At 49.2% G+C, this 17,213-nt stretch carries 14 protein-coding genes; 7 read left to right on the top strand and 7 right to left on the bottom strand.

The genetic code is table 11. From position 1 onward, the window contains the following. Nucleotides 1-133: 133 nt before the first annotated feature. The 3 genes from K1Y77_RS08310 to K1Y77_RS08300 form a co-directional block, all read right to left on the bottom strand. Entirely contained in the window at nt 134-1,138 is a 1,005-nt protein-coding gene (locus K1Y77_RS08310; protein ID WP_264431316.1) for an aldo/keto reductase, read from the bottom strand. A gap of 26 nt (nt 1,139-1,164) precedes the next feature. Continuing rightward, entirely contained in the window at nt 1,165-2,205 is a 1,041-nt protein-coding gene (locus K1Y77_RS08305; protein WP_030073036.1) for a hydrolase, read from the bottom strand. A 206-nt stretch (nt 2,206-2,411) separates the two neighbouring features. Continuing rightward, on the bottom strand, nt 2,412-2,786 hold the full coding sequence (locus tag K1Y77_RS08300; protein ID WP_030073042.1) for a DUF6746 family protein: 375 nt from the start codon (nt 2,784-2,786) through the stop codon (nt 2,412-2,414). 330 nt (nt 2,787-3,116) lie between these two features. On the opposite strand from K1Y77_RS08300, the gene K1Y77_RS08295 reads away from it, so the two are divergent. After that, nucleotides 3,117-4,526, top strand: a complete 1,410-nt coding sequence (locus K1Y77_RS08295) for a cytochrome ubiquinol oxidase subunit I (RefSeq protein ID WP_264018264.1) — start codon at nt 3,117-3,119, stop codon at nt 4,524-4,526. Continuing rightward, the gene (cydB, locus tag K1Y77_RS08290) at nt 4,523-5,521 is read left to right on the top strand and encodes a cytochrome d ubiquinol oxidase subunit II (protein ID WP_030073046.1); all 999 of its coding nucleotides are present in this window, start codon (nt 4,523-4,525) and stop codon (nt 5,519-5,521) included. Before K1Y77_RS08295 ends, cydB begins: the two co-directional genes overlap by 4 nt. Nucleotides 5,522-5,664: 143 nt before the next feature. Here the strand turns inward: cydB and K1Y77_RS08285 are convergent, their stop codons facing one another. Further along, the gene (locus tag K1Y77_RS08285; RefSeq protein WP_264431314.1) at nt 5,665-6,834 is read right to left on the bottom strand and encodes an alpha-hydroxy acid oxidase; all 1,170 of its coding nucleotides are present in this window, start codon (nt 6,832-6,834) and stop codon (nt 5,665-5,667) included. A gap of 181 nt (nt 6,835-7,015) precedes the next feature. Here K1Y77_RS08285 and K1Y77_RS08280 point away from each other — a divergent pair, with 181 nt between their 5' ends. From K1Y77_RS08280 to K1Y77_RS08265, 4 genes are all read left to right on the top strand, one after another. After that, the gene (locus tag K1Y77_RS08280) at nt 7,016-7,681 is read left to right on the top strand and encodes an ABC transporter ATP-binding protein (RefSeq protein WP_030073050.1); all 666 of its coding nucleotides are present in this window, start codon (nt 7,016-7,018) and stop codon (nt 7,679-7,681) included. Further along, complete coding sequence (locus K1Y77_RS08275) at nt 7,678-10,188, top strand: ABC transporter permease (RefSeq protein WP_264431313.1); 2,511 nt, start codon at nt 7,678-7,680, stop codon at nt 10,186-10,188. Before K1Y77_RS08280 ends, K1Y77_RS08275 begins: the two co-directional genes overlap by 4 nt. After that, nucleotides 10,185-11,363 (top strand): lipocalin-like domain-containing protein, encoded by a 1,179-nt coding sequence (locus tag K1Y77_RS08270; RefSeq protein WP_030073054.1) that lies wholly within the window; start codon nt 10,185-10,187, stop codon nt 11,361-11,363. Before K1Y77_RS08275 ends, K1Y77_RS08270 begins: the two co-directional genes overlap by 4 nt. 365 nt (nt 11,364-11,728) lie before the next feature. Beyond that, nucleotides 11,729-12,091 (top strand): hypothetical protein, encoded by a 363-nt coding sequence (locus tag K1Y77_RS08265; protein ID WP_264431310.1) that lies wholly within the window; start codon nt 11,729-11,731, stop codon nt 12,089-12,091. Between the two features lie 118 nt (nt 12,092-12,209). Here K1Y77_RS08265 and K1Y77_RS08260 read toward each other — a convergent pair whose 3' ends face one another. After that, nucleotides 12,210-13,340 carry a flavin monoamine oxidase family protein gene (locus K1Y77_RS08260; RefSeq protein WP_264431309.1) on the bottom strand — a complete coding sequence of 377 codons (1,131 nt, stop codon included), beginning with the start codon at nt 13,338-13,340 and terminating at the stop codon, nt 12,210-12,212. Nucleotides 13,341-13,627: 287 nt separating this feature from the next. Between K1Y77_RS08260 and K1Y77_RS08255 the strand changes: the two genes are divergently transcribed. Next, nucleotides 13,628-14,950, top strand: a complete 1,323-nt coding sequence (locus tag K1Y77_RS08255; protein ID WP_264431308.1) for an acetamidase/formamidase family protein — start codon at nt 13,628-13,630, stop codon at nt 14,948-14,950. 273 nt (nt 14,951-15,223) lie between these two features. Here K1Y77_RS08255 and K1Y77_RS17350 read toward each other — a convergent pair whose 3' ends face one another. Both K1Y77_RS17350 and K1Y77_RS08245 read right to left on the bottom strand, forming a co-directional pair. Next, nucleotides 15,224-16,462, bottom strand: coding sequence for a methyl-accepting chemotaxis protein (locus tag K1Y77_RS17350; protein WP_320055282.1), 1,239 nt, complete (start codon nt 16,460-16,462; stop codon nt 15,224-15,226). A gap of 124 nt (nt 16,463-16,586) precedes the next feature. Continuing rightward, entirely contained in the window at nt 16,587-17,168 is a 582-nt protein-coding gene (locus K1Y77_RS08245; RefSeq protein WP_264431305.1) for a DUF6436 domain-containing protein, read from the bottom strand. Nucleotides 17,169-17,213 lie beyond the last annotated feature (45 nt).

Genomic DNA, 17,213 nt, shown 5'->3' with positions numbered 1-17,213 from the left:
ACATTGTCGTTAGTAGCGAATAATAGCCCTGAGCTGAAAGAAAGCAATGGGGGTTGAAAAATAATTTACCCTGTCATCACCTGATCCTTTTCCCCCACGCTTTTAAGACCTTTTATAAGTCATCGCTCACCTATTAACCTGCAAATTCTTCGGTATCAATATCAGCTTGTTGCGCATCATTATAACGAGCACCAGCCACTTGATTCGGTAACATCATTCCATTGAGCTGAACCACGGTTGCATCTTCTAACTTGATCGTTTCAGCGCTTAAATTCTCGCGCATATGCGTTACTAAACGGGTTCCTGGTATGGGGATAATATGATTCCCTTGGGCGTTTAACCATGCCAACGCCAGCTGTGCAGGAGACACCTCCAAACGAGTAGCCAGTGCCTTGAAGTCAGTTAATAAAGATAGATTATTAGGTAAGTTTTCTTTGCTAAACCGGGGCATTCCTGCGCGCATGTCACCCGTTGAAAACTCCGTATTTTCCTCCATTAACCCCGTCAAAAAGCCACGCCCTAAGGGGCTAAACGCAACCAAGGCTACACCTAATTCTAGACATACCTCCTTAAGAGCAATCTCGGGATTACGTGTCCAGAGTGAGTACTCTGACTGAACTGCTGCTATAGGATACTCCGCATTGCCCTTGCGAAGTGTTTCTGCTGATATCTCAGATAAACCAACCGCACCGACTTTACCCTCTTCGACGAGTCGGCCAATCGCACCCACACTCTCTTCGATGGCAACATTACGATCTAAGCGATGTAGATAATAGATGTCTAGATGATCCGTTTTCAGTCGTTTTAGGCTCTCCTCACACTGACGGCGCAGCGTATTAGGCCGTCCATCGATCACGCGATTTCCCGTTTTAGCGTCCAATGCCATACCACATTTACTGGCAAGAAGCAGTTGATGTCGCTTTGTCTTTAAGGCAAGCCCTAACAGGCGTTCATTAGCGGTTCCACCATAGAGTGTCGCCGTATCAAAATGGCGGTACCCCATCTCAAAGGCTTCTTCTAACACCTGAAGCGCCTCCTTTTCTGGCACATACTGTCCATAGCCATGAGAAAGGTTCATACACCCCAGGCCAATACGAGGAGATGAAACATCATTTAATCGGTCAAAAAACGCAGACATAGCAACCTCTAAGTGATTGTCTTTAGTTAGAATAATAACCCTTCAGTGTTATCCGCTTCACTAAGATTGAAAACCTGCGAACGTAGCCAGTCGGGCAAGCGGTGCTCAAGATAATAACGCGGCCGCCAAGGAGGGCCTTCGACAAACCCCACATGCCCCCCAGAAGCATGCAACTCCAGGGTGACATAACTTGGCAGGGCCTTAGCATCAGGAATACTGTGAGGATAGATAAAGGGGTCATCTTGTGCATGCACCATGAGCGTTGGAATACGTAGGCGCTCAACAAAAAAGGCACTGCTACAGCGGCGATAATAGTCATCGGCACTTTCAAAGCCGTGTAGTGGCGCAGTTACACGGCCATCAAAATCCCAAAATGTTTTCATACCATCTAGCGTTTCCAGCGCCGCTAAATGCGCCAGCTCCTTATGACGGCCTTGATGTGAAAGTGCGCGCTGTTTGCTTTGAACATAATGGCGTAGGTCACGCAGGAAACGTGCTTGATAAATCTTGGACACCCCTTTGTTTATTCGATCTGCACAGTGATCTAGCCGAAACGGCACCGATACCGCTACTGCCGCCCTCAGCGGTGTATTACTACCCTCCTCACCTAAATACTTAAGCAGCACGTTCCCGCCTAGTGAATAACCCACGGCGGTAAATAGTTTAGTGGGGTAGCGTGAGGTCAGTTGATTAACCACTTCTGCCAAGTCATCACTCGCCCCTGAGTGGTACCCCCTCGCACGCTGGTTTGGCTCACCAGAGCAACCGCGCCAATTAACGGCCACGCTTTGCCAACCATACGCCGCTAATGCCTGCTGCTGCCCTAGGATATACAAAGAAGAAGAACTGCCGGTTAGCCCATGGAGCAGCAGCACGCAATGGCCCGATGCTCCCTCAGGCCCATACCAATCCATGTCGATAAAATCGCCGTCTTCCAGCGTTAACCGCTCTCGCTGACGGCGCAATTGAGGCGGCTTGCGACATAAAGGACTGTAAAGCGTTTGCAAATGTCCGCCAGGCAACCAGCGCGAAGCACGAAATGGGAATGCGGATCGAAACGGGATCATAGAGGGAAAGTGCCAGCAAAAAACAGCTGGCTAGCTTAGCAAAATTTTTAGGCCGTTTGCTCTAGAAGAACTACCCGCCCTGGGGCTGGTAATGGCTTGTTTTAACTAATGCATCTTACACAGACACAAGCAAGGCTCGCCTAAAATAGACAAGCCTTGTTTACCACGCCACGTTAGTGGTGCTCTTTCAGAATTTTTCAGCTTCTTTATTCAATTAACAGTGAAGAGGCTTCCAGATAACGTTCACCGTGGCTTGCTACACGCTCCTGATCGAGTGTTTCCGACCCTAGATGGACTTCCTCCAGCAGCACAGCCATAGCACTGACTTCTTCATCGACTTTCTGCAAAGCATTTTCTAGCGTGTACGTGAGCATATGAATATCACTCATTTGCGCATCTGTGATCTCATCTTGTGAAAGTAATTCTGCTAGCTGCTGATTCCCTTCGGTCAAATTTGCAAAAGCCTGTTCCAAGGTATCGGAAGCTTTCCCTTCAAAATGATCCAGACGTTCATTGTCACTGGCCACCACGAGTCCACTGCTCAATAGACCGGCCAATAAAAGTGAAGCAGTTCGTTTCATCGAGAGTTCCTTTTCAAACGTTAACGTATCAAGCATTGGCCATTAAAAATTGGCGAATTGATCACTTCTTCATCATTCATCTGATTACGAAAACCAATTTAGCACCCTCAAATCTAAAATAGAAGTAAAAGCGTATAATAATGAGAATATTTACCATTGATAAAGATGCGACAATACGCCATGCGTCATAGGGTACTTTCAACTTACGGCGTAAAGCAGTTTCAACTATCATGAATCAAGAAAGAAATATAACCATAGCTTTTAAGAATATAGCTTCTGCGACAATCAATGCCTGTCAAATTTTCATGTCACACGATCTAGGAGGTCGCCATGGAATTAGATCCTCTGTTACTTTCAAGGCTGCAGTTCGCCTTTGTTGTTTCTTTTCACGCCATTTTCCCGGTGTTTACTATCGGTTTGGCTTCCTACATTGCGCTGCTGCATGGCTTGTTCTACAAAACGGAAAACCCTGCTTGGGATCGCTTGGCGCTCTTCTGGACAAAAGTGTTTGCCGTCGTATTTGGCATGGGTGTGGTATCAGGCATTGTTATGTCATTTCAGTTTGGTACCAACTGGAGCAACTTTGCCTACGCGACGTCTAACTTCTTAGGCCCAGTACTCAGCTATGAAGTAGTAACGGCCTTTTTCTTAGAAGCTGCTTTTTTAGGCGTGCTCTTGTTTGGCCGCAATAAAGTGCCTGAAGGCGTGCACTTGTTTGCCGCCATCATGGTCGCAGTTGGCACGTTCATCTCTTCTTTCTGGATACTTTCCGCTAACAGCTGGATGCAAACACCGGCAGGTTTTGAGCTAATTGATGGTCGCTTTCATATCACTTCCTGGATGGAAGCACTCTTTAACCCCTCCTTCTGGTACCGCTTCGTTCACATGGGCATGGCGTCTTTCCTCACCGGTGGGTTCGTGGTTGCGGGCGTTAGCGCTTGGTTCTTACTACGCAAGCGTGATGTAGAAGCCAACAAAAAAGCATTATCCATGTGCTTATGGTTATTATTGATCTTAGCGCCTGCACAGGCAGTGGTAGGGGATTTTCACGGCTTAAACACGCTAGAGCATCAACCAACTAAAGTAGCTGCCATGGAAGGTAACTGGGAAACGCAAACCAACGTACCGCTGCTACTATTCGCGATTCCTGATCAAGAATCACAAACCAACCACTTTGAAATTGGTATTCCTAACTTGGCTAGCTTAATTCTAACTCACCGTGCTGATGGTGAAGTTCCTGGGCTTAACGCAGTCCCGGTAGAAGAGCAGCCACCGGTAGCGATTGTTTTTTGGTCGTTCCGCGTCATGGTAGGTATTGGCTTACTGATGATTGCTGTTGCACTAGTAGGCTTGTTGCTACGTCGTAAGGGCCGTGTCTATGAAAACCGCCTGTTCCTAAAAACGCTGACTGTCATGATTATTTCCCCCTTCCTAGCAGTTCTGGGTGGCTGGATCGTTACTGAATCCGGACGTGCCCCATGGTTAGTGTATGGCGTTATGACCCATGCAGAAGGGTTAACGCCTTCACTGACAGGTGGTATGGCTCTATTTACTTTAATTGGCTACATCGCTGTTTACAGCGTAGTGTTTTTAACAGGGATTTATTACCTCACGCGTGTTGTACGCAACGGTATGCACGAAGAGCAAATAGAAGTGGAAGGCGAAGTTGAACGCCCGAAACGTCCGTTGTCCGCTGCACACACTCCCTTTGACGATGATTTGGAAGGAGCCAACGCATGAGTATTGATCTTTCGCTCATTTGGGCTGCCATCATTGGTTTCGGCGTCATTATGTACGTCTTAATGGATGGCTTTGATCTAGGGTTAGGCATTTTGTTTCCCTTCGCACCTGATGAAGAGTCACGTGATGTCATGATGAACTCTGTTGCCCCTGTGTGGGATGGCAATGAGACGTGGCTGGTGTTGGGCGGAGCGGGTCTACTTGGCGCGTTTCCCCTGGTTTATTCTGTGTTTTTACCCGCGCTCTATATCGGTGTTTTTCTGATGTTAGCTGGGTTAATTTTTCGCGGGATCTCGTTTGAGTTTCGTTTCAAGTCTAAGAAAAATCGCCGCTGGTGGAACCGTGCTTTCTGTTGGGGCTCTGCCATAGCCACCTTCGCACAAGGCGCAGTAGTTGGTGCTTATATTCAAGGATTTGCTGTTGAAGATTTCCGCTATGTCGGTGGTGCACTGGATTGGCTGACACCTTTCACTATACTGACAGGGCTTGGACTAATGGCAGGCTATGCGCTGCTTGGCTCTACTTGGCTAATCTTGAAGTCTGAAGGTCATGTCCAACAGTGGGCTTATCGTATTACACCAAAACTGCTTTTAGCAGTACTGGTAGTATTCGGTATTGTTAGCTTATGGACACCACTGGTTAGCCCCGAAGTGCGCGACCGCTGGATGAACCAGATTCACTTAATTTGGTTCTTCCCGATTCTTGCAATGGTGTGCGCTGGAGCTCTTTATCGCGCAGTAAAACGCCAGCAGGAAGGTTTACCTTTTGTCGCAACGCTGGGCCTATTTATCTTTACCTACCTGGGCCTAATCGCTAGCAAATGGCCGGTTATCGTACCGCCTAACTATACGATTTGGGATGCCGCATCGGCACCTGAGTCACAGCTATTTTTATTAGTCGGCGTGCTGTTTGTTATCCCTATTGTGCTGGCATACACCGCTTGGACCTACTGGGTGTTCCGTGGCAAGGTAAAAGTAGGCGAAGGATATCACTGAAGCGTCACTATTTAGCCTATTGACTGCTTTTTCACGATAAAAAGGGGTGCCTACATGGCACCCCTTTTTGATACAACATCGAAAGCGAATATATCAATTAAGCTAAATGTATCAGCAATAAAACAGGCCTAAATGAAGGAGGCTTAAAGCTTGACGGTAGGGTCAGCAAAGCCATTCGGCACATAAAGGTTATGAGGGCCTAAACGGCTGACGTCTGTTTCACCGCACAGCGCCATAGTGGTATCAAGCTCTTTATGAATAATCTGGAGCGCCTTGGTCACCCCCTCTTCGCCAGCAGCCCCTAAACCATAGGTGAAAGCGCGTCCAATGTAGGTCCCCTTGGCACCCAGCGCCAATGCTTTGAGTACATCCTGGCCTGAACGAATACCAGAATCGAGATGCACTTCAATCTCATTGCCTACCTCGTCCATAATACTTGGCAGCATACGAATTGAACTCATTGCGCCATCCAGCTGACGACCACCATGATTAGAAACAATAATGGCATCGGCACCAATTTCTACGGCGCAGCGCGCATCTTCCGGGGTCATAATCCCCTTCACAATCAACTTGCCACCCCACCACTCTTTAAATTGAGCAATCCGCTTCCAGTCTAGCGATACATCAAATGCCTCTGCTGTCCATGCTGATAATGAAGAAGGGTCGGTAACACCTTTTGCATGCCCAACAATATTACCAAACGATCGACGTTTGGTTTTCAACATCTCCAACCCCCAAGGAATTTTCGTCGCCATATTAGCGATTGATTTTGCAGTCAATTTAGGCGGTGCAGATAACCCATTTTTAAGATCTTTGTGGCGTTGCCCCAGGACTTGCAAATCGACAGTGACCACCACAGCAGAACAGTTAGCCGCTTTTGCGCGCTCAAACAAGCGACGCATAAAGTCATCGTCTTTTAAGGTATACACTTGGAACCAGAAAGGTTGCGTGGTGTGTTCTGCAACATCCTCAATCGAACAAATCGACATGGTCGAAAGTGTAAACGGCACACCGAATTTTTCAGCGGCGCGCGCTGTTTTAATTTCACCATCCGCCGACTGCATTCCCGTTAGTCCCACTGGCGCCAGCGCAACCGGCATTGCAACATCTTCGCCAATCATAGAACTTCGGGTAGAGCGCCCTGACATATCGACCGCCACGCGCTGTTTCAAATGAATATGCTGGAAGTCGCTGGTATTTTCGCGAAAGGTTTGTTCTGTCCAGCTACCCGACTCGGCATAGTCGTAGAACATTTTTGGCGTACGGCGAACATAATGGCGACGAAGATCTTCAATGCTGGTATAGATCGGCATGGCACACCCTCAAGAGAGATTGTTTTCCTAAACATCTAGAACAGACAATCACTATAGTTAAAAAATAAATATACAAAAACAAAATCAACTACAAGATTCGTACAAGCAATCAACAAGTTGGTATAGTAATAATCACCAAGATAGTGAGCATTAATGCTGGGAGATACTTATGTTACCCCCCCTGTTAGCCCTGCATCAGATAAGCAAAACCTTCAGCACTCCGCAAGGCTCACTACACGTGCTCAACGAGATAAATCTCACCCTTTCCCAAGGAGAAAGCCTTGCGTTGATGGGCGAGTCGGGCAGTGGTAAATCTACCTTGCTACACATCGCTGCAGGACTAGAAATGCCTAATCAGGGAGAGGTCGCTATCGCTGGGCAAGCTTTGTCATCGCTCAACGAACCAGCCCGAGCGAGACTGCGCCGCCAGCAATTGGGGCTTATTTTTCAGCAATTTCACCTTGTGCCAAGTCTCAACGTCATCGATAACCTCTCGCTGCAAGCTCGGCTTGCACGCACTGAAAATGCTGAATGGAGTGCGTATTTGCTTGATCGGCTAGGGCTTTCTGGTCGTGAAGAGCACTACCCCGAGCAGCTATCAGGCGGCCAGCAACAACGTTTAGCAATTGGCCGTGCCCTAGCAGTACGCCCAGCCTTATTACTTGCCGACGAACCGACCGGTAACCTTGACGAACAAAGTGCCGATACCGTGCTAACTTTATTGCTGGATTTGGTCAAAGAGACTCAATGCGCACTGCTGATGGTTACCCATAGCGCACGGGTAGCGGCCCCATTGAACCGCACGTTTCGCCTTCACTTAGGTCAGCTGAAGGAAACAAGGCAATGATACTGCGGGTGTTAATGACTCTGTTGGCTCATTACCGACGTCACCCTGGCCAGCTTGCTATGCTGTTGGTAGGCCTTTGGGTTGCCAGTGCCCTTTGGAGTAGCGTGCAAGCCATTAACGCCACCGCCAAAGAGAGCTATGCCCGTTCTAACGCGCTGCTGAGCGTAGAAACCGACCAGCTTACCCGTCGCGATGGCAACGCCCTTAGCATCGATGACTACTTATCACTCCGTCACGCAGGTCTCCCCGTATCACCGCTACTGGAGAGCTCACTGACAATAAGAAATACTCAGGTGACGGTACTTGGCATCGACCCATTAACACTACCCTCTTCAAATGAAAGCAACCGTGCCAATGGAAACGGCGGTTCACTGACCCAGTTTTTATCGCCACCTTGGCAAACTCAGCTCGCTCCAGATACGTTAGAAGTCTTCAAACTAAACCGTCAACAGGCTACCGGCGCTACCCCTGCTATTGGTAATCAGCGGCTACCACCGTTAGCACTCCGCAACGACCTTCCCCCTAACACACTGGTAATGGATATCGCCGCTGTATCTGCACTTTTTGGCGATCAGTCCACACTCAGTTTGGTCACCGCAGCAGGAGCATTGACTCAGCCGCCAGAAGGCTATCGCCTTACTCGCGCGGCCAATCTTGCTTCGCCTGAACAGCTCACTGATAGCTTTCATCTCAACTTGACGGCACTAGCACTGCTTTCGCTGGTGGTTGGGATGTTTATTGTCCAAGCCGCCTTAGGGCTAGCTATGGAACAGCGTATGGCGACTCTACGCACACTGCGAGCCATCGGCGTGCCCGGCAAAACAATCACTCTCGCCATTCTTATAGAGCTACTGATCTTTGGTCTGGTTGGCGCTGTGCTTGGACTCATCAGCGGCCTATGGCTGGCCGGCAAGCTGCTACCTGATGTGGCCAGCACACTTACCTCGCTGTATCAGACTGACGTTCAGCACTCGCTAGCACTGCCCTGGCATTATTGGCTTGGCAGTGTAGCCGTCACTTTGGGTGGTTTGCTATTAGCAGGTAGTGGCGTGCTGTGGCGTGCTTCCAAGCTACAAGTCTTGGCCCTTGGGCAGTCTTACGCCTGGCGATACAGCTATCAGCGCCAGCTAGTGCGCATGCTGCAAGCGGGCGGATTAGCCGGAGTGTTAACGTTAGGGTTAGCCGCTTGGTTGAAGATGCTTCCAGCCGGCGAGGGGTTAGTGGTCAGTTTCAGCTTAGTCGCTGCGTTACTTTTCAGCTGTGCACTGTGTCTACCACCAGCTCTCAATACCTTACTACGGTTGTTGCAACGGCGATTGCAGCGCTACCCGCTGGGTCAATGGGCAACTGCGGATATGCAACAACAGCTGCCCCGTTTATCCCTCGCGATGATGGCCTTATTCATTGCATTGGCAACTAATTTGGGCGTTAGCAGTATGGTAGGAGGTTTCCGGCTAACGTTTTTAGAATGGCTAGACCAGCGATTAGTAGCACCGCTATACATCAATGCAACACCAGCAACGCTCATTACTCTCAATGAGTGGCTAATCTCACAGCCAGAGGTGCTGGAAACCTTACCTACCGCGCGCGGTAACACTGAGTTGCTGGCTATTAATTCTTCGTCTCACGAAAACATCTCGACCCAAATGGCATCGCTTGGGTCCCTTGCCCTTTTTGGTATCAGCACGGTGCCAACACTAACCTCCCAGTGGCCGTTGCTAAAGACACTTAATGGGGCACCGCAAGCTTGGGAAGCCCTGAACAATCAAAGCGTATTCATCAATGAACAAATGGCGGTAGCCCGAAAACTTCAACCTGGCGACAGCGTTCTTCTTGAAACACTACAAGGCGCTGAATGGTTGACGGTAGCGGCCATTTACCCTGATTACGGTAACCCACAGCAGCAGCTATTGGTTACTGTTGATACGCTTACACAGCGCTTTGAAGGCGAACTAGCATCAACAGGCATCGCATTACATGATGAGGCCGATGCAGATACATTTCGCCAAGCGTTAATCACGACATTTGACCTTTCACCTGATGCCTTAATAAACCAACATGAGGTGAAGAAGGTAGCCACACAAATTTTTGAGCGTACCTTCAGCATCACCCGGGCATTGAATGGCTTAACGCTGGCTGTGGCTGCACTCGCACTTCTGGCAACACTACTGGCCCAAGCGCAACATCGACAGCGGCAACTTGCTACACTGTGGGCGCTAGGCGTACCGCGTGCCACCCTTGCGCTGCTGCCACTGGTTCAGTTGGGTGGGCTGGCGTTACTTACTGGCTTACTGGCTGTACCGCTTGGCATCTCAATCACCTGGCTCCTGGTGGCCGTAATTAATGTCGCCGCTTTTGGCTGGCGGCTACCACTTCAGCTATTTCCCCTGGATATACTGGTCATGCTGTTTACCGCATTTAGCGTTGCCCTTGTCGCTGCGGCGTTACCGGCCCTGCAGCTTTGGCGAACATCGCCTCGTGCGTTGCTTAACGAAGGTGCCCAATGATCTACGGTTGGGTTAACGCATTCGCAGCTATCGCTATCGGCCTTGGGCTTGCATCCTGCAGTGACGCGCCGTCCACTGAAAGCACACAGACTCAACAGCCATCACACAACGGCTTTGCGGGCCTGGGCGCGCAGGCACAAGGATTTGCTCAAGCAGATGCTTCCGTGTCTTTGGTGTTTCCACATGATCACGGCCCCCATCCAGACTACCGCATTGAATGGTGGTATCTCACAGCTAACCTTGAAGATAGCCAAGGTGAACCGCTAGGCCTTCAATGGACCCTGTTCCGGCAGGCCCTTATGCCACCACAGCAACGCCCGACTCCTGCCCCCTGGGCCACCGATCAAGTTTGGATGGCTCATATGGGCATCTCTCAGCACGCAACCCATGTTGCTGCCGAGCGCTTTGCCCGTAGCCACAGTGGTGAATCGTCTTCCAAACTTGTTCAGCAACGGGGGCAAGCGGGTGTGGTGGCTACTCCTTTTCATGCGTGGATTGATGATTGGTTCTTTAGAAGCCCGTTAGAGGCTAACTTCGAACGTTTTACTCTAAGCGCTTATAGTGGTCACGGAAACGAACGGTTTGGCTACGATCTCACACTTAGCGCGGAAGGCCCTTTGGTGTGGCATGGTGAAAACGGGTTTAACGCCAAAACAGTTCAGGGCCAGGGTTCTCACTACTACAGCCAGCCGTTTTTACACATTGAAGGAAGCGTCACCCTAAATGGTGAATCCCGGCACGTGCAAGGCAGCGGTTGGTTAGACAGGGAATGGAGCAGCCAGCTACTCAACGCCGAACAAACGGGCTGGGATTGGTTTTCCCTGCACCTGGATGATGGCCGCAAGCTGATGGCTTACCGGTTGCGCGGCGGTGGCGAAAATGGCTCGGACTATCGCTTTGCACACCTGTTTAACGCAGATGGCCAGACAGAACTGATCGGGCCAGACAGCGTTATGCTCTTACCTCTTGCCACTGAACGTGTAGCAGAAAGAGACATTCCCACCCAATGGCAGTTAACGCTCCCCGACGCCAATCTTGAACTCACCATAGAAGCGCGGCACCCCAATCGCTGGATGCCCACCACCGTGCCCTATTGGGAAGGTGATGTAGTGGTGCGCAACACGTCCACCCAACAACAGATTGGTGTAGGCTACTTAGAAATGACTGGCTATTAACCAAGACCGACGGCAATAAAAGCCGTTTGCTGCTCTTGGTTACTGCTTTTATAGTACTCCGCCTTTAGCGAATTCATTATCTAAAAGCAGCGGTGCTGGCGGGCCGTTCTTCTGAGTGCTAGCCTAATAAGTAGCTAAATAATCTTATATTCATCTTATTTCGAGGCAATTTAATAGCAAAAAACACTGATTAAATTGATGACACTGCTAATTAATGTGTAGAGTTTGCACTTATAACAACTAAAAACAGTGCCTTGACCTGGGCAAATAAAAACGACTCACATAGGCAGGTATTTCAAATTCTCCCCCCGCCCAGCACCAGAATTCTTCAGCCAATATAATTCGCTCGCTGCTACAGCACACGAATGAAAAACCGCAACGTGTTTCCTAGCGAGATTTTATACGATTGCGTCGATACGCTTCGCTATCTAATCGCACAGGATCGCAAAGCCTTTCTGTATGCCCTAGCGTTTCTAAGAGGAGAACCGGATTGGGTCAGACATGCCGTTCAGGTAACAGGACTGCTGACTGACTTACTACTGCTACGCGACCCACATGACCCTCAGCTACGTGAGGCGATGCTCGGCGTAATGCTACATACCGCTGGCAAACCATTGCTCGTCAGCGAAGCGTTACCGTCGTTGAACGTGAATATGAACCCTGTGCAAAAGCTGATGCTGAGTGGCCATGTAGAAGAGCTGATCAAAAAACTGAACACATTAGGCTGAGAGCCAAGCCCAACCTGCCGGGATGTGATTGAGAATGCTAATGAACGATTAGACGGTTCTGGCTATCCCGCATCCAAACACTACAGTGTGAAAGTGCTTAAACTTTAGGGTCGATCCACTAACGATCGGCACTGAAGAGCTGACTTGACGCTAGCAGACCGCTTACGCCACGCTCTGCTGCTTCAATAGCGCCTGCTAAATAGCCAGGGTACTGCTGCCCCCATTCACTACCAATGCCTATTAAACGATGCTGCCAAGGCCCTTCTAAAGCGCTCGCGGGCGGCGGCGTACTATGCTCACCGAGGTGGCAATCTGAGGCTGTCGCCGTTAACGGCTCTACAGCCCAATCCTTAATAATATCGATAACAGGCGTACCTGCCTGCGGGCCAAATACCCTGATCAATTGATCACGGCAGCGTTGCCGCAAGACGTTTTCTCTACTCTTTTTTCTCGCGCTTGCAGGCACGCTAAAAAAGCCAAAGAGCGCCCCATGACCACTGGGATCAGACGCATCGTGTATTTCACCTAATGGGCCAATCAAACTACGTGCCTCGCCAGAAAGACCACGTTCACGCCAGAAAGGTGTTGGGAAAAGAGCGACATATTTAGCGTGTGGGGCCATCCATGTTGCTGTGTGCCGCCATTGATGGGCAAGACTTACTGGTAACGCTGGCGAGAACGTAATACGTTGCTCAGCAAGTCTTGGCGGTACCGCCAGAAGAACATGATCTGCGTAATAGCGTTGTATAAGCCCACCTTTATCTTCACTTAATAGTTCAACTGCCTCACCATTGAACGACAAACGCTCAACCGTTTGACCTGTCACTATCCTCTGAGAATCGACACGCTGGCGCAAAGCTTCAATTAACACGCTCATGCCACCTTTTAAACGCATTGAAGGCGGCGTATTCACAAACCCCTGCATGCGAACTGGGGTTCCATTAAGCGTACGTTCAACCAACATATCCCCCGTTTCAAACTGGGCAAAAGAAACGATACCCAGAGACTCCACCAATGCACCAAGAGCATGCTGAAAGCCTGGCCAAAACCACGAAGGCCCCATATCAAATGCCTCAGGTTGTTGTCCTGGCGCCGACTTGCCTTCTGGCGTTACTGATGCAATACGACCACCTAGCTCGTCACGCCCTTCTAACAATACAAAGTCACTAATTCCCTGCTGCTCTAACAGGTAAGCGGCGTAAAGACCTGCTAACCCACCGCCGACAATAGCGATACGTGTTGTGTGCATCAGTCACCTCAGAATAATTAAAGAAGTAATGGTAAAGAGACAGAAAATGACCTAGTCAGTCACACAGGACGAAGCGCTACTCTGGATAACATGTCTGAATAGCTTGTCTGAATAACCTCTACACATCCTATACCAATGAAGTTTTCAGGTTTAAAAAAAATAAAATAATGATAAATTCAAAAGCGTCGCCCTAACAACAGCCACCTATAAAGACTCTTTAGGGTTAAGCATGTGATAGACAGCGGTCGCTTGCATAAAAATGCATAAAAAACAAAAGGATACTTTCCATGCAACATACCATAGATAAGTCATCAACCGTTCAGCAACACGTTGTTGTGCAAGAATTTACTAACAGTGTGCTAGACCCCAATGCCCCCATGTTGGGACCAGTTAAAAATGGGGGGACCATCACAGCCAACACTGCACCTGGCTGTTGGGGACCGATGATTACCCCACGTCTTCGCGGCGGACATGAGGTGACTACTCCCGTGTTTATTGAGGGCGCAGAAGTAGGTGATGGTGTTGCCATCCGTATTCGCGATATTGCCGTTACCTCTATCGCGACCGCGTCTGGACATGATAGCTCGCCCGAAGGATTTTGCCTTGGCGACCCCTATGTTGCCGCTCGCTGCCCTGTTTGTGACACACTGTGGCCCGAGACCCATATCGATGGCATCGGGCAAGATGCCGTAAAGTGTGATGCCTGCAATAACCCTGTAAAACCCTTCGAAATAGTCCATGGCTACACCGTCACCTTTGACGATGACCGAACAATCGGGCTTACCGTACCTAGCAATGTGGCAACTACCATCGCCCAACGCGCTGACCATTACTCAGCTTTACCCCCAGGCAGCCGACAGCACTCTATTCTTAACTATGCACCATCAGATATGCCTGGAACGCTAATTCGCACGCGGCCATTTATGGGGCAGCTTGGTACTTGCCCGTCAATGCCAATGCCAGACAGCCACAACGCTGGTGATTTTGGTGCTTTCTTGATCGGGGCGCCACATGAGTATGCTATTACGCCCGAGCAATTAGCTACGCACAAAACCGACGGACACATGGATATTGATGCTGTTCGTGCCGGCGCCATCCTTATTGCCCCTGTTAAGGTGCCAGGCGCAGGGGTTTATATGGGAGATATGCATGCAGGCCAGGGTGATGGCGAAATTGCTGGGCACACTATGGATGTAGCAGGAAGCGTCACGCTTCAGGTAGAAGTCGTGAAAAACTACCCACTGGACGGCCCCGTTTTATTCCCGCTGCTGGAAGATCTGCCACCATTAGCCAAACCGTTTAGTGCATCTGAAAAGGCCAAAGGCCAGCAATTGGCAGAAAAATGGGGAGTAGAAAACATTGAGCCGCTAGCGCCAATCTCGGTGATTGGAACCGCTGCTAACCTCAATGAGGCAATTGAAGACGGCCTTCAGCGAGCGGCTACCCTACTTGATATGAGTGTCGCTGAAATCCGTAATCGAGCCACCATTAACGGTGCTATAGAAATTGGCCGTGCACCGGGCGTGATACAAGTGACTTTCCTTGCCCCCCTATCTCGCCTAGATGCTATTGGCCTTGGGGGCTATGCCCGGGAACAGTACGACCTTTAGTGCTGCACAACACTAACCAACAGTACTTGAAGACATACTGCACTTGGTTGTAAGCCAGCTCGCTTCTCGGTTGCTAAGCTCTTAGATAACTAAACTCTTAGATGACTAAGCTCTTAGGTTGCTAAACTCTGTTATCCAAGAAGCGAGTCTAAACAACCTTTTAACCGTGCATTTTCCGATGATGCCGCGTCATTAGACGCGGCTAGCTTTATGGAAAAATACTCAGTGCAAAACACAGCACAAAAACACAGTAGATAAAAAAACAAGCAGATCTTAAACAGACGCTTCGCGTTGCAAAGAGGTCGCCGTTTCTTCCATTTCAAGCGACGTGCTCGTCAACTGTTCTGCAAGTTTTGAAATATCTTGCGCGCCTTGGTACAGCTCGTAAGTCGCCTTATTGATCTGCTCGATACCTAACGACTGTTCCTGGCTGCTGCTGGCAATATCGCGCACTAATTGAGCAGTCCGTTCGATGGCAGGTACTAATCCCTTAATACGCTCGCCTGCTTGTTCTGCCGTAATTACCGACTGGGTAGAAGTTGCACCAATGTCCTGAGCAGCCAGCCGACTTCCTTCTGCCAGCTTACGCACTTCAGAGGCTACGACAGCAAAACCACGGCCGTGCTCCCCTGCCCTTGCCGCCTCCACCGAGGCATTAAGAGCCAGTAAGTTCGTCTGAAACGCAATGTCATCAATGATTTTGACTTTACTGGCAATATCACGCATGGCTTGAATAGTTTGTAAAACGGCAGCGCTTCCGTCACTTGCATCCCTAGCGGCTTGATTGGCAACACTTTCTGTTTCTACGGCGTTTTCAGCATTTTGCGCAACAGTGGCACTTAATTCATCCAGTGATGCCGTTGTCTGTTCAACGCTAGCCGCCTGCTGTGTGGTCGCTGATGATAGGCTTTCAGAGGCCGACGAGACTCGGCTTGAGAGGCCTGCCATATTATTAATGGCTTGCTCAACTTCACTTAATAATGCCGCACGCTGGCGTTGCAACTCACTTCCCAGCCGATCGCTTTCATTAAGTGCACCTTGCGAACGGATAAATTCACCCGCCATAATGTTAGCAAGTGCCACGAGCACAGCCGCTTCAAATGCTAAATAACCACCATGAACAAGGACCATCTTCAGACTCGCTTCAGGCATGACATAAATGCCTATATCCATGCTTTGTAAGACATGAAAAGAAAGGTGATGGATAAGCGCCACAACAGCAGCTGCAGCAATGACACGCCAGTCGCGGTAATAAAGAAGGATCGCTAACAGCACAAACAATCCAAAGTGTACTTCAATAAGCCCATGGGTTTGGTGGATATGCAGCCCAGTCATCACCATAAATGCCGCGCCCAAGTAAAGACGCGTTAGTAAGTCACTTCCTTGTGAATAGGTTAAGTAACCACCTAGTATTACTGTCGGCACGCTAATAATGAGCGCCTCCAGCCAGGTGGAATACCAACTAGCAAGTGCCAGTGCTAGCACTCCCTGGGCAATGAGGATTTTAAACATGAGGAGGCTCGCATCTTGCCACTGCTCATGAAAAAGATCCTTATCGAGTCTATTCAACTGCATGAAAGAAGTGTCCCTGTCGTTAGGTAGATATGGGGGTTAATGATTAGCTTATTAATGATTTTTAATTAGGCCAATCGCAATAACAGCCAAAAGTGGACAAATTAAGCCATGGTGTCACGCTTTGCTGGGTAATGGCGCTATCTAGCACCTGTTCAACGGGAGTGCTCCCATCACTTGAACAGAAGGCACCATCGCTATAAGGACCGAAATAGACCAACGTATTTTGTGAATCAAAGATAACCGCCGAGGGACTGCTAAGCCCCTCTAGATTATTAATAACAATTACATCAGATACCCCTGGGAACGTAGTTAACGCTCTATCAACTAAGCTCTGGTTTGGCACTGCCACGACAAAATCAATACCCTGTTTTTCGTAGCTCGTTATGATTTCTTCAACATGGCTTTGGCTAAAGCGACTGCAACGACAGGCGGGATTCCAAAAATGAATAAGACGCCCGATAGATTGAGTTGGCAAAGGACCAATGCTCGTCATGGATTGAGCAACATCCGCCGGAAATTGAGCTAATACGTCTTGTTCGTCAGCAAACAGGCGAAGATTTTTGTAAGTAAATAGCCAAAAAGCAATCACAATAAACGTACCCCAGCCTAGCACTAGGCTGAATCCAACCAACTTCCGGGGCATAAAACGATCCTGCTGACAGTCAATAACGTGACGATGCCGCAAAAT

It is taken from the genome of Halomonas qaidamensis, from assembly GCF_025917315.1.
GTDB lineage: Bacteria > Pseudomonadota > Gammaproteobacteria > Pseudomonadales > Halomonadaceae > Vreelandella > Vreelandella qaidamensis.
The sequence above is the reverse complement of the archived record's forward strand: the minus strand, read 5'-3'. Positions and strand labels throughout refer to the sequence as shown.